Here is a 13,212-nt window from a genome sequence, read left to right as displayed (position 1 = left end):
ATCATTCCCTGGCAGCGTCGGCGCGCCCTCCCCGCGCCTTGGCCAATAAAGACTTCAGCGCGCTCAGTGAGCGGGTATTGAGTACGTCATCCTTACCAAGCCAGGCACGCCGGGCTTGAGCGACGCCGTAGCGCAAATACGAAAAATCCGTGGCGCGATGGGCATCCGAATTGATGCTGATAAGCACGCCCTGGTCTTTGGCGTATTGGCATTGCAGATCGAACAGGTCCATGCGCTGGGGTTGCGCGTTGAGCTCCAGGCAGCAGCCGCGTGCGGCGGCGGCCCTGATGATGGCCGACAGGTCCATATTCAACGGCGCGCGTTCATTGATCAGGCGACACAACGGGTGCGCCAGAATCGTGAAATAACGATGATCCATGGCCCTGAGCAGGCGTTGAGTCTGTTGGCGCAGTGTCAGGCCGAAATGGGAGTGGACCGCCCCCACCACAAGATCCAGGCGCCCCAGGATCGTATCCGGTAGATCCAGGGTGCCATCTTCGAGAATCTCGACTTCCACGCCCTTGAGCACGGTGATGCCCTGAAGGCGGGCGTTGAGTGCATCGATCTGGTCGATCTGCTTCAACAACCGCTCGCCAGCCAGACCATGGGCCACTGCGAGTGCGCGGGAATGGTCGGTGATCGCCAGGTATTCCAACCCGGCTTGCTGCGCGGCCAATGCCATCTGCTCCAGGCTATTGCCGCCATCGGAGTCAAGGCTGTGCACGTGCAAATCACCCTTGAGGTCACTCACCTCCACGAGCCTCGGCAAACGCCCGCTGAGTGCCGCCGCCACTTCACCGCGATCTTCACGCAACTCCGGCGTGATCCAGCGCAACCCGAGCGCCTGATAAACAGACACCTCCGTGGCCCCCGCCAGCCGCTCCTGCCCCTTGAACACCCCATATTCATTGAGCTTGAGCCCTAGGTCCCGCGCCTGCTTGCGGATCGCGATGTTATGCGCCTTGCTGCCGGTGAAATACACCAGCGCGGCGCCCAAGTCCGCGGGTTTGACGACCCGCACATCCACTTGCAGACCGGAATCCAGCACGACGCTGGCCCGTGTACGACCTTTCACCAATACGGTGGAAACCTCCGGGTGCTTGACCAAGTGCGCCGTGACACCCACCGAGGGCGCAGCGGTCACCAGGATGTCGATATCCCCCACGGTGTCGCGCATACGCCGCAGACTGCCAGCCAACTGGGCATCCTCGACCCCAGGCAGTTGGCGCAAGTATTCGATCAACCGCAGCGCCACGGGCTCGACAACCGCCAGCGGCAATCGGCGATCCTTTCCGAGCCCCTTCTGCGCGGCGCTCAATAAGCGCGCCTCCAGCCGTTCGCCAAAACCGGGAACGTGACGGATATGACCCTGCTGGGCGGCCTCGCACAGTTGCTGCGCGGTGGCGATGCCCAGGTCATGGTAAAGGTGCTTGATGCGTTTGGGCCCCAGGCCGGCGATGGACAGCAATTCCACCAGCCCAGGCGGCAATGTCGAACGCAAGCGCTGACGCAGGGCACAATTGCCGGTCGTGGCGATTTCACTGATCTTGCCCGCCAGGTCCACGCCAATCCCCGGCAGTTTTGGCAAGGGTTCGCCACGTGCGATGAGCGGCGCCAGTTCGACCGTCAGCGCCCTCACGGTGCGCGCCGCCACCCGGTAAGCACGGATGCGAAACGGGTTGGCGTCATCGATCTCGAGCAGGTCGGCGATATCGTCAAACACCGCGGCAATCTCATCGTTACTGATCGCCTGCGAGCGTTCGGCCGTGGGGGGCGGCGCGCCGAGCAACGCTTCCCGAGGCGGTACAGCCGTGAGTTTCATGGCCCCAGCCTCGCCATGTAATGCGCGACCGCCTCGGCATCGGCGTCCGACAGCGTATGCGCAATCTGGCTCTCCAGGTCCCCCCGCTCACGCAGGTCAGCCTGTTGAAACACCTTGATCTGGCTGATCAGGTAGGCGGCATGCTGGCCGGCCACGCGCGGTGTCCGACCTTGGCCCTGCCCCTCGCTGCCATGGCAGGCGCTGCACTGGGCGATACCGGCTGCCGGCACGCCGTGGCGAAAGATCCATTCGCCCCTGGCATCCGGCGTTTCGCTTTCTGCCTGCATGGGCCGCTGCTTTGAAAAATAGTCCGCCAGGTCAGCGATCTGCGCGTCGGTCAAATGGGTGAAGCCCCACATGTACTGAGTCGCGGCCTTATCCATGCGCACATGGCCTTTGAAATCGGTCAACTGCGCCTTGAGGTAGTCTTTTTGCTGACCGGCCAACTTGGGAAACGACGGCGACACCGACTCCCCCGTCAGCCCGTGGCACAGGGAACACACGTCGTTCACCAAGGCAAGCGCGGGCATGGACGCGGTTTTTTGCGATGCCCGATCACGGGTGCCGGAACAGCCCACAAGCACCACCACGCAGACGGCAAGCGCCAGGTGTGATCGGTTGATAGAGCACCTCATGGCACATGCCTCCATGATCAGCGTCGGTCGTCGGCGCGTAGCGGGTTCAAACACCTTCGCTCAAGGTCGTGCAGGCTTTATTGACAAAACTCAATGATTCGCCTGGGTCGGGGTATAGGAATAGACAAACCCTGGATGAGGATGACGGCCGTGAACACACCCGCCCAACGCCTGCTGGATAAACACTATGGCGCGGCCGACAGGGCGGCCATCGTGCCGGTTCTGCGTCAATTTGCCGAGCCACTGCCGGCACTCGATGCGGTGGCGTTTGGTGAACTGTTCGATCGCTATGGGGAGGCGCGGCTGGTGCTGATTGGCGAGGCCAGCCATGGCACCAGCGATTTCTATCGAACCCGGGCCGCCATCACTCAACGGTTGATCGAGCGGCACGGCTTCACCATCGTCGCCGTGGAGGCCGACTGGCCCGATGCCGGCCATGTCGACCGGTATGTCCGAGGGTTGGCCCCGTCGGCGTGGACCCGCCACATCTTCAGCCGCTTCCCGACCTGGATGTGGCGCAACGCTGAGGTCAAGGCCTTTGCCCATTGGCTGCATCGCTACAATCATCAACGCGCCAGCGAAGATCGCGTCGAATTCCGTGGCCTGGATGTGTACAGCATGCGCAACTCGATTCATGAGGTGCTGCACTATCTGGACAAGGTTGATCCGCCATTGGCCGTGGAAGCACGACGGCGCTATGGCTGCCTGACGCCCTGGCAGGATGATCCCGCGTTGTACGGTCACTTCGTCGAACGCAACGGCCTGATGCCCTGTGAACCTCAGGTGGTCGAACAACTCAACGTGATGCTGGCCAAACAATTGGCCGGGCTTATCCAGGATGACGAAGGGTTTTTCAATGCCGCGCAAAATGCCCGGGTGGTGCGGGCAGCCGAGCAGTATTACCGTGCCGTTTATCGTGGTTCGACCGCTTCCTGGAACCTGCGTGACCGCCACATGTTCGACACCCTTCGCGCCCTGCTTGAGCATCGTGGGCCACACGCCAAAGCCGTGGTCTGGGCGCACAACTCCCACATCGGCAATGCCGCGGCGACGGAAATGGGCTGGAAGGGCCAGTTCAACATCGGCCAGCTCTGCCGCAGCGCCTATGGGCGCAATGCGGTGTTGATCGGCATGAGCACCGACCGTGGCCAAGTGGCGGCGGCCGATGACTGGGACGCCGACATGCTCATCAAGGAGGTGCGGCCCTCTCGTCCCGACAGTTGGGAGCATCAGTTCCTCAAGGCCGGTGTGCCGGCGTCACTGACCGACTGGCGCGACCCGCAGCGCAGCGAGCTGCGCACCGCGTTGTCCAATACCCTTCTGGAACGTGCCATTGGGGTGATTTACCGCCCCGACACCGAACGTGACAGCCACTACTTCGAAGCGGTACTGGCCGAACAGTTCGACGCCATGATCTGGATCGAGCAAACGCAAGCGGTGAAGGCCCTGGCACTGCCCAAAAGCGAACACCTGGAACCGGAGGACGAAACCTTTCCGTTCGGTGTATAGGGTTCGCTCCTCGCGGTTCAGGTTTCGAGGCGGTTCTCCCCCGAGTGCGCTTCAGTCGATTCGCGTTGCCAGGCCAGCTGCAATAACTTGATGACCTCTTGATCGGTGAGCTGCGGGAAATTCGCGTACCAGTAACCGATGGACATCATCCGCTCAGGCGTCAGCGGGCAGATCACTTCATTGACGATACAGCGCAGGGTCTCCACCGTCTCCAGCGGCGCTACCGGCACCGCCACGACGATACGCGCCGGGTGCTGCAACTGCACCGCCTGGACCGCGGCGAGCATCGAGGCCCCCGTCGCCAGGCCGTCGTCGATCAGGATGACCACCTGATCCTTCAGTTGCAGCGGCGCTCGGGCGCCCCGGTAAACCTGCTCACGGCGCGATAACTCGCGTGTTTCGCGGGCGACTACGGCGTCGTAACGGTCTTGATCAATCGGATGATCGCGCAGCATCTCTTCGTTGCGTATATGGATACCGCCACTGGCAATGGCGCCCATGGCGAATTCCGGATGGGACGGCATGCCGAGCTTGCGTACCACGAGGAGGTCCAGGCGCACCTGCAGGGCGGTAGCCACCTCATATGCCACGGGGACTCCGCCACGGGGTAAGGCGAGGATGATGACATCGGCTTGACCTGCGTATTTGAGCAACGGCTCCACCAGGCCTTGACCGGCCACCGACCGATCGGGCCAGAGGGTTTGCAGTGAAGGGCTATGAATCATGGGGCACCTCATCAGACGCTAGCGCCTGTTGGTTGATTACACCGGGCCTTCGCCGCGCTAGACCGCCAGTACGCTGCAAGGCACTTGGTAGAGGATGTGTTCAGTGGTACTGCCGAGCAGCTTCTCGATGCCGCGGTACTGGACCCGGCCCATCACGATCACATCCACCTGGTGTTCCTTGGCGAATTGACTCAGCACCGCAACCGGGTTGCCCGACACGAAGTGATGACGGTCCGACGGCACGCCATAACGTTTGGCCAGTTCGAGGAATCTTTTTTCCTCGTTGCTCGCCAGCTCCTTGCTGAGGTTGGAAAGCGCCATACCGCCCATGTCGCCCATGTACAGCGCGGACATATCGCAGGCATACAGCATGTGCAGCTCAGCATTGCATTGCAGGGCCAGGTTGATGGCCTGATCAATGATGCGCGCGTTCAGCTCGCTGTTCGCCTGCTGGATATCCGACACGTCAACCGCAGCCACGACGATACGCGGCAAGGCATGGTCCCGGCCGCCGACCAGGTACACAGGAATCGGGCACTCGCGCAGCAACTGCCAGTCCAGCGGGGTGAAAAACGCGCGCCTGAGCGCAGACTCGTGCTGCACCTGTTTGATCAACAGGTCGGGCTGCATCTCGCTGACGTAATCCAGGATGTCTCGCTTGATGTCAGTGGCCCATGCCACCTGCGTGGTCACGTTCAGGCCAAGCGCGTGGAGACTCTTGACCTGGGCTTCCAGCCAGTGGTGGTGATCCTCGAGGTAGCTTTCGCGGGCTCGGTCGCGCACGTCGCCTTCCAGCAACGCCAATATTTCCAGCGGTTTTGCCAACGCGGCAATGTGCAGGCTCGCGCCACTGGCCTTGGCCAGGGCACCGGCATGGGTAATCGCCGAGGCATCCCGCAGGGCGGGGTTGATGATCAGTAACAAGCAGGTGTATTGGCTCATGATCGATCTCCAGACAGGAAGGAAAAACCACCCCGGCGCTTCCACGTATCGGGCCAGGCGGTATCGCGGGAACCCTGCGCAATGTTCATGATGTTCACCCCATGGCGCCGCGCATTACTCTAGGGGCTGGCTTATCTGGCAGGGCATGTCGTTGGTTGTCGGCCATGACATCTGCATGGGCATGTGCATGGGCATCTGCCACGCAGCCTGACCGGCCATTCTGCGGTGCATCACGCGCCAGAACAGGTCGAAAATGGTTTTTTGCTGCGCGTCCAAGGCGTCATAAAAGGTCTGGGTCCGAGCCTGGGCGGCATCCAGGCGCACCAATTGCGCCTGCATCCAGTTGGTTTGCACGCGCAGGCGCTCGATGCCGTTTGCCATCCGTTCAGGCGTCGTTTGATTGTTCGAAGCCTGCCTGGCCGGCGCTTGGTCACTGTCGGCGGCCCTGCCCTTGTCGGCTTGCTGATTGGCATCGGTGATGACGCCCGATGCCCAGGTTTCCCACGCGGGCATTTGTTCCGGCTTGAGCATCAGCTTGCCCTTGAGGTCGTCCAGGGTCCGCTGCGTGTGCTTGACCCAATCGAAACCGGCGGCGTGATGAAACATCGGACCAGGACCGGGGCCCGGCATCACCGGGTTGGCGAAGACGCTCATGGACGGTAACAGCAGAATGCTTGCCGTGATCAACAAACACTGGCCAATCAAGCGCGGTCTGTTCATTTCAGTTCATCTCGACGTTATGGGGCATTTCAAGCATAGGAGCCGCCCTGGCAACGGAGCTGATCCACATCAGAAAACCCATAGACAAACCCGACGCAGGATCGACCGTGGCTACCGCCCTCTGATCAGCCTATCCAGTGAATGGACGGCGCCTTGTGCGCGATAGGCGCGGGCGCAGACTTTGGATGACCGACGATGATTGGGGCCACAGGCGTCCATTCGGCGGGAAGCCCCAATGCGTGCTTACCCTGCGGCGTATTCAGATAGCCCTGGGCGAAACCGATCCAACAGGTTCCAAGCCCCTCGGCATAAGCCGCCAGCATCAGGTTCTCGGCAGCCAGGGCGCAGTTTTCAATACACTGGTTGGGCTCGTTACCGGAGATCAGTATCAATACCGGTGCGTGGTAGAAAAGCTGAAAGTCTTCATCACTGAGCAACGTTTGGAAGTGACTGGAGTGCTCTCCCACCGGAGTCGTGGCAAGCACCCAGGCCTTGGCTTCCTGGGAAATCCGCTCCAGCAGTGCCTGGTCACGGATCACCGTGAACGTCCAGGGTTGTTGGTTCATCGAGCTGGGCGCCTGGACGGCGGCGTCGATCAAACGAAGAATGAGTTTTTCATCGACGGCTTCTGTCGTGTAGTCACGTGTCGAGCGCCGGCCGGCAATGGCTTTGGTCAGGTTCATGTGTGCGGGCCTCCATGAGGGTGTTTCACCACGGTGTCCGCCTGGACGAACGCTCGGGTGACTCGAATAAAAAACCAGGCGCGCCCCGGCGTTCAAGCGTCCGGGAACGACGGTTGGGCTGGCGCTTCTTTTTCTGGGATATCGGTGATGGTGGCCTCGGTCAACAGCAGGATACTGGCCACTGACACCGCGTTCTCCAAGGCAATACGCACGACTTTGGTCGGGTCGATAATGCCGGCTTCATACATGTCGACATACGCATTGGCGGAGGCATCAAAACCAATGTTTCCGGGCTCCGCCAGCATGCGCGCAACGACCACGCCGGCGTCTACCGCCGAGTTTTCCGCAATGCGCCGCGCCGGCGCTTCCAACGCCCGGCGCAGTATCTGCAGGCCGGTGCGCGCATCGCCCTCCACCTGGGTTTCATCGGCGGCGATCAGCGGCACGGCCTTGAGCAGCGCGAGGCCGCCGCCGGGGACAATCCCTTCGGTGATGGCTGCACGGGTCGCCGAAATAGCATCGTCCAGGGCGTCCTTGCGCGCTTTCATTTCAGCCTCGGACGGCGCGCCGACGCGGATCACCGCGACGCCGCCGGATAGCCTGGCCAGCCGCTCCTGCAGCTTTTCACGGTCATATTCGCTGCTGGTCGCCGCCATTTGCCCGCGAATCTGTTGCAGGCGTGCGTCGATGGCTTTGCGGGTACCGGCGCCGCCGATCAGCGCGGTGCTGTCCTTCGAGACCACAACCCGATGCGCGCGGCCCAACTGTTGCAGTTGGACCTGCTCGAGGCTGATCCCCAGTTCGTTGGAGATCACCGTGGCGCCCGTCAATACGGCCATGTCCTGCAGCATGTCCTTGCGTCGATCGCCAAAGCCAGGGGCCTTGATCGCCACGGCTTTAAGCACGCCGCGAATGTGGTTGACGACCAGGGTGGTCAGGGCTTCACCTTCGATGTCATCGGCGATCAATACCAGGGGCTGACCGCTTTTGGCGACCTGTTCCAACAACGGCAGCAAGTCTTTGAGTACGCCGATCTTGTGGTCACAGAGCAGCAGGCAGGCATCTTCGAGTTCGACCTGCATCTTTTCGGTGTCGGTGACGAAATACGGCGAGACATACCCCCGATCAAAGCGCATGCCTTCCATGACCTCGACCACCGTTTCGGTGGTCTTGGACTCTTCGACGCTGACCACGCCCTCGACCCCGACCTTTTCCAGGGCGTCAGCCACCAGTTGCCCGATGACGGGATCGTTATGGGCTGACAGCGTCGCGACCTGGGCCTTCTCCTTGGGCGTACTGACAGGGCGAGACTGCGCGGCAAGTGATTCCACGACCAGCAACAGGCCACGGTCCAGGCCGCGCTTGAGGTCGATCGCGCTGGCCCCGGCCACCACGTTGCGGATACCATCGGCCAGGATGGCATGGGCCAGCACCGTTGACGTGCTGGTCCCGTCGCCGACCGCCTCACCCGTGCGCTCCGCGGCCTGGCGCAGCATCTGCGCGCCGAGGTTCTCCTCGGGGTCTTGCAGGTCAACGCGTTTGGCGATCGTGACCCCATCATTGCAGACCGTCGGGTTTCCCCATTTATTCTGCATCAACACCGACTTGGACTTCGGCCCCAGCGTTACGCGCACTGCGTCCGCCAGTTGGGTGGCACCACTGAGGATTTTTTCGCGAGCAGGCGCGCGAAACACGATTTTACTGTGAGCCATCAGGGGGTCTCCTCTCATGTCGACGGAGCCTGCATGCTTGTCTGAAGCGCCGGCAACCAGGTTGACTTTTATCAACAAAGTCACACGCCTTGCCGACACGGGTCGCGAAGCGCTCACCGACTGTCGCCGGGCGCTCCCCGAGTTGATAAAAATCAACGCGCTCGATGGCAAACAGCGTCCAAATCAACCCGTGAAATCCACGCGGCCTTCATTACTTTTTCCTCGATGCGCCAGGAGAAACGCCATGGACAAATATCAGCAGAGTCAGAAAAACAAACTGTTCAAAACCCAGGCCCATGATCCCTATTGCCTGCAGCGGGTTGAAGGGGCGGCTATGTGCCCGCAGTGCGACGCGGTGTATGAAGCCGGTAACTGGCATTGGAACCGAGCTGAAAATACCGGGGTCCACAACGCGCAATCCGTGACCTGCCCTGCCTGCCGCCGCATTGCGGAGAATGCCCCCGCCGGCACTGTGACGCTGTCGGGCAGCTTCTTGCGAAAGCACTATGACGAAATCATCCACCTGATCAAAAACACCGAAAAAATGGAAGCAACGGAGCACGCGCTGGAGCGCATCATCCACCTGACGGATAGTGAGGACGACCTGGTGGTGACCACCACCGGGATTCATCTCGCGAATCGCCTGGGGCATGCGCTGGAGGCTGCGTTCAAAGGCAAGGCCCAATATCGCTACGGCGACACTCAGTACGGCCTGAGTGTTACGTGGACACGCAATGAATAGTCCCGACGCGGTTAACGCAACGTCGTATCGCGAGCGCGACTCAACCGCTGGCGATGGTAAAACAGCCGCTTGACCCACTCAGCCGCACCCATGTAGACCAGGCTGATTGCCAGCACTGTCAGCAGGATCGGCAGTGGCAAAGGCACCAGCCCGAACCACGGCGCTATCGGGCTGTAGGGCAACCCGACAGCCAGCAGGCCGATGGCCGCGGCGCTGCCCAGCAGCAGGGGCGCCGGGCGGCTTTGGTAGAAAGGCCTGTAGGTGCGCACGATGAATATGGTCAGCAGTTGGGTCAGCAGCGACTCCACGAACCAGCCACTGCGAAATACCTCGGGGCCCTTCTGCGCCATCAGGTACAGGGCCACGAAGGTGAGGACATCGAACAGCGAGCTGACCAGCCCGAACACCACCATGAAGCTGCGGATCTCGCTGATGTTCCAGCGGTGCGGGGTGCTTTCCCATTCACGGTCAACGTTGTCGCTGGCGATGCCCATGGACGGAATATCGGACAGGAAGTTGTTGAGCAGTATTTGCTTGGCCAGCATCGGCAGGAACGGCAATACCAGGGATGCCAGGGCCATGCTGATCATGTTGCCGAAGTTGGCGCTGGAGACGATCGAGATGTACTTCAAGGTATTGGCAAAGGTATGCCGGCCCTCCTCGATGCCTTCGCGCAATACGTCGAGGTTGTGCTCCAGCAACACAAAGTCGGCGGCTTGCTTGGCCACGTCGGCGGCGTTGTCCACGGAAATGCCGATGTCGGCCACTTGCAGTGCCGGCGCATCATTGATGCCATCGCCCATATAGCCGACCACATGCCCGGTCTTTTGCAGGGCGCGGATGATGCGTTCCTTCTGGTTGGGGTCGACCTCGGCAAAGAGCATGGTCAGCGGCGCCAGGTGCATCAACGCTTCGTCCTTCATGCTGGACAGTTCGGCGCCGGTGATGATGCGTTCCACCGGCAGGCCCACTGCCGTGGCCACATGCCGGGCGACCAGATGACTGTCGCCGCTGATGATCTTGACCTGCACCCCCAGCCTGTCGAGGCTGGCGAGGGTGTCCTTGACCCCCGGCTCCGGCGGGTCGAAGAACAACAGAAAGCCGCGAAAGGTCATCTCGGTTTCCACCTCCCGGCCATAGTGCGGCTGGTCCGGCACGGCCCGCGTGGCCAGGCCCAGCACCCGGAACCCCTGCTCGCTCCACGCCGCGAAGCGCTGGGCGATCGTCGCCCGTTCGGCCTCGGTCAGCGCCAGGTCCTGCGCGCCGTGACGCACCTGGGTGCAGACTTCGAGCACGTTATCCAGCGCGCCCTTGGTCACCACCAACCGCTCGGCCTCAGGTGCATGGGCGACCACCACGCTCAGGCGCTTGCGCACGAAGTCATACGGCACTTCATCGAGCTTGCTGGCCGCGGGGCACGGCGCCAGGGTTTTACCGGCCAGGGTAATGGCCTCGTCCATCGCGTTGCGCATGCCGGTCTGCAGGCTGGCGTTGAACACCGCCAATTGCAGCACAGGGGTGGCGGGCTGGCCCTCGACATCCATGGCGCCGTCCAGCACCACGACACCGCGGGTCAAGGTGCCGGTCTTGTCGGTACACAGGATGTCCATTGCGCCAAGGTTTTCAATGGCATTGAGGTGACGCACGATCACGCCCTTGGCCGCCATGCGCTGCGCGCCCTTGGCCAGCGTAATGCTCAGGATCGCCGGCAACAGTTCCGGTGACAGGCCGATGGATAACGCAATCGCAAACAACAGGGTGTCGAGGGTCGGACGGTGCAGCAGGATATTGATGCCGAACACCACGATGGTGATCACCAGCATCACCCGCAACAGCAGGCCGCCGAAGCGTCGCAGGCCGCGCTCGAACTCGGTCTCGGGCGGGCGCAGCGCCAGGGTCTTGGCGATACGGCCGATTTCACTCTGCGCGGCATAGCGCGTGACGAGTACCTCGGCGGTACCGCTGCGCACCGAGGTGCCCATGAACACGCAATTGTGGCGCTGCCCCAAGGTGGCATCCGGCGCACAGTCCCCCGCCAGCTTTTCCACCGGGAAGGTTTCGCCCGTGAGCAGGCTTTCGCCGATAAAACAGTCGAGTGCCTGCAAGATTCGCCCGTCCGCCGCGATCAGGCTGCCCGCGCTGAGCAGCAGAATGTCCCCTGGCACCACCTCGCTGGCGGCAACGTCCACGGGTTTGCCCGCGCGCCGCACCGTGGCGCGTAGCGCGATCTTGCTGCGCAGTTGTTCCACCGCGTGGCTGGCGCGGCTTTCATACCAGGCGCTGAGTACCGCGCTGATCAGCACAATGCAGCCAACAATCGCCGCATCCAGCCAGTCCCCCACCACCACGGCCACCAGCGCACCCACCATCAGAATCAACACCAAGGGCGTGCGCATTTGCTCCAGCACCAGCCTGCCCAGGCCTTGCGGGCGGTCCTTGGCCTGGGGCGGGGCCCTGCGCAGGCGGGCGCGGGCCTGGGCATGGCTCAAACCTTGGGGCGTGCTGCGCAGGCTGCTCAATACCTGGCTGAGCGCTGGGCTCCAGTAATCGGCGTCGACCAAGTGCACGGGTTGCCTGGCGGAGGACTGCCATTCCCAATGGGCCAGCCAGAGGCCCGGCAACATCGGTAACCAGAAGGTCAGACCCCGGAATAACAAGGTGGCGGACAGCGCCACGGCAACATTCACCCCCACCCAATGCAGCGTCACCACCGCCGCGGCTTCGAACGCGCCAAGACCGCCCGGCACAATGCCGATACTGCGCAGCACACTGGCAAGCATAAATCCGGCAAACAACCCCAACGGCGGTGCGGACACCCCCAGCGCACGCACCAGAACCCACAAGGTGGCGCTGTCCAACAGGATGATTGCCAGTTCCAGCACGGTAATGCGCCACAGCAACCCTCGGCTGCGCACCAACTGGCGGTCGGCGCCCGTGAGCAATGAAACGATCCTGGCAACCATCGCAAAGCGTTGCCCCGGTAAACGCGCCGCCAGGTGGGTACTACCGGCCAGCCTGGGCGTGACGACGGCCAATACCAGGCTGACGGCGACAAACACCAGGCACGTCGTCATCACCGTGGGTGTCGCATGCCCCTGCAAGATCACCACCGGCAACGCCACGCCGACCGACAGCGCATACGCGAGGAAATAGCCGGATAAATCCAGCACCAGGCTGGCCAGCACCACCGGTTTGGCAAACCCCAGGCGCACAAACGACGCCACCACCGCAAAGGCGCCACTGATACCGGAGGACGGCAGGGCTTGATCGACAAACAGCTTCATCAGGCTGAGCTTGCCCGCGTCCCACAGCGACAGCCGGTGTGCCCCGGCCTTGAGCACCAGCCGAAACACCTGCCCCTGCGCCATATACGTCAAGGCTTGCAAACCCAGCGCAGCCAGCAGCCACAACGGTTCGGCCTGGGTCAGTAACTGGGTGAAGGATTCAACGTCGGTGAACTGCAACGCCACGCCGACCACGGTCGCAAACATCGCCGCGCCCAGCAGCCAGGTCAGCCACAGCGCAGAACGGCTGTAAGGCTGTTTTTCTTCACGCGCAGGGGGATGGGTGACACCTGGAATGGACGGTTTGACAGACATGCCGTGCCCCGGATCGAACCAGCGGAGTGTCCGATTCTGCCGCGGCGGCCAGGCGTGCGTTTGATTCAGGTCAAACACCCCGGATTGACCGTGCCGCTATCGGGATGGCCGGGCCCTTTGCGC

10 protein-coding genes are annotated in these 13,212 nt (G+C 62.2%); 2 read left to right on the top strand and 8 right to left on the bottom strand.

Annotated features, from left to right (window positions below; all coding sequences use genetic code 11):
* Position 1: 1 nt before the first annotated feature.
* Positions 2–1,822, bottom strand: coding sequence for a DNA polymerase/3'-5' exonuclease PolX (polX, locus tag A7317_RS14125; RefSeq protein WP_069076098.1), 1,821 nt, complete (start codon positions 1,820–1,822; stop codon positions 2–4).
* Complete coding sequence (locus A7317_RS14120) at positions 1,819–2,457, bottom strand: c-type cytochrome (RefSeq protein ID WP_069076097.1); 639 nt, start codon at positions 2,455–2,457, stop codon at positions 1,819–1,821. The genes polX and A7317_RS14120 overlap by 4 nt, the downstream gene beginning before the upstream one ends.
* Positions 2,458–2,598: 141 nt before the next feature.
* On the opposite strand from A7317_RS14120, the gene A7317_RS14115 reads away from it, so the two are divergent.
* Entirely contained in the window at positions 2,599–3,966 is a 1,368-nt protein-coding gene (locus A7317_RS14115; RefSeq protein ID WP_081329198.1) for an erythromycin esterase family protein, read from the top strand.
* Positions 3,967–3,983: 17 nt separating this feature from the next.
* Here A7317_RS14115 and A7317_RS14110 read toward each other — a convergent pair whose 3' ends face one another.
* The 5 genes from A7317_RS14110 to groL all read right to left on the bottom strand — a co-directional run bounded on the left by A7317_RS14110 (position 3,984) and on the right by groL (position 8,748).
* A complete protein-coding gene (locus A7317_RS14110) occupies positions 3,984–4,691 on the bottom strand; it encodes a phosphoribosyltransferase (RefSeq protein WP_069076096.1) in 708 nt (235 codons plus the stop codon).
* A 57-nt stretch (positions 4,692–4,748) separates the two neighbouring features.
* Positions 4,749–5,633 carry a universal stress protein gene (locus A7317_RS14105; protein WP_069076095.1) on the bottom strand — a complete coding sequence of 295 codons (885 nt, stop codon included), beginning with the start codon at positions 5,631–5,633 and terminating at the stop codon, positions 4,749–4,751.
* Positions 5,634–5,747: 114 nt separating this feature from the next.
* Positions 5,748–6,287 (bottom strand): Spy/CpxP family protein refolding chaperone, encoded by a 540-nt coding sequence (locus A7317_RS14100; RefSeq protein WP_306661580.1) that lies wholly within the window; start codon positions 6,285–6,287, stop codon positions 5,748–5,750.
* Between the two features lie 191 nt (positions 6,288–6,478).
* Positions 6,479–7,036, bottom strand: coding sequence for a nitroreductase family protein (locus tag A7317_RS14095; protein WP_069076093.1), 558 nt, complete (start codon positions 7,034–7,036; stop codon positions 6,479–6,481).
* A gap of 92 nt (positions 7,037–7,128) precedes the next feature.
* The gene (gene groL / locus A7317_RS14090) at positions 7,129–8,748 is read right to left on the bottom strand and encodes a chaperonin GroEL (RefSeq protein ID WP_024075496.1); all 1,620 of its coding nucleotides are present in this window, start codon (positions 8,746–8,748) and stop codon (positions 7,129–7,131) included.
* Between the two features lie 244 nt (positions 8,749–8,992).
* Here groL and A7317_RS14085 point away from each other — a divergent pair, with 244 nt between their 5' ends.
* The gene (locus A7317_RS14085; RefSeq protein WP_024075497.1) at positions 8,993–9,490 is read left to right on the top strand and encodes a BCAM0308 family protein; all 498 of its coding nucleotides are present in this window, start codon (positions 8,993–8,995) and stop codon (positions 9,488–9,490) included.
* A gap of 11 nt (positions 9,491–9,501) precedes the next feature.
* On the opposite strand, the gene mgtA is transcribed toward A7317_RS14085, so the two are convergent.
* The gene (mgtA, locus tag A7317_RS14080; protein WP_081329197.1) at positions 9,502–13,089 is read right to left on the bottom strand and encodes a magnesium-translocating P-type ATPase; all 3,588 of its coding nucleotides are present in this window, start codon (positions 13,087–13,089) and stop codon (positions 9,502–9,504) included.
* Positions 13,090–13,212 lie beyond the last annotated feature (123 nt).

Origin of the sequence: Pseudomonas fluorescens, from assembly GCF_001708445.1 — a bacterium.
Lineage (GTDB): Bacteria > Pseudomonadota > Gammaproteobacteria > Pseudomonadales > Pseudomonadaceae > Aquipseudomonas > Aquipseudomonas gorinensis.
Note: the sequence above shows the minus strand (reverse complement) of the source record. Positions and strands in the feature narration are given on the sequence as shown.

Bases quoted from the DNA above. Each gene is read 5' to 3' on its own strand.
- polX (WP_069076098.1), bottom strand. From the start codon at position 1,822: ATGAAACTCACGGCTGTACCGCCTCGGGAAGCGTTGCTCGGCGCGCCG.
- A7317_RS14120 (WP_069076097.1), bottom strand. From the start codon at position 2,457: ATGAGGTGCTCTATCAACCGATCACACCTGGCGCTTGCCGTCTGCGTG.
- A7317_RS14115 (WP_081329198.1), top strand. From the start codon at position 2,599: ATGACGGCCGTGAACACACCCGCCCAACGCCTGCTGGATAAACACTAT.
- A7317_RS14110 (WP_069076096.1), bottom strand. From the start codon at position 4,691: ATGATTCATAGCCCTTCACTGCAAACCCTCTGGCCCGATCGGTCGGTG.
- A7317_RS14105 (WP_069076095.1), bottom strand. From the start codon at position 5,633: ATGAGCCAATACACCTGCTTGTTACTGATCATCAACCCCGCCCTGCGG.
- A7317_RS14100 (WP_306661580.1), bottom strand. From the start codon at position 6,287: ATGAGCGTCTTCGCCAACCCGGTGATGCCGGGCCCCGGTCCTGGTCCG.
- A7317_RS14095 (WP_069076093.1), bottom strand. From the start codon at position 7,036: ATGAACCTGACCAAAGCCATTGCCGGCCGGCGCTCGACACGTGACTAC.
- groL (WP_024075496.1), bottom strand. From the start codon at position 8,748: ATGGCTCACAGTAAAATCGTGTTTCGCGCGCCTGCTCGCGAAAAAATC.
- A7317_RS14085 (WP_024075497.1), top strand. From the start codon at position 8,993: ATGGACAAATATCAGCAGAGTCAGAAAAACAAACTGTTCAAAACCCAG.
- mgtA (WP_081329197.1), bottom strand. From the start codon at position 13,089: ATGTCTGTCAAACCGTCCATTCCAGGTGTCACCCATCCCCCTGCGCGT.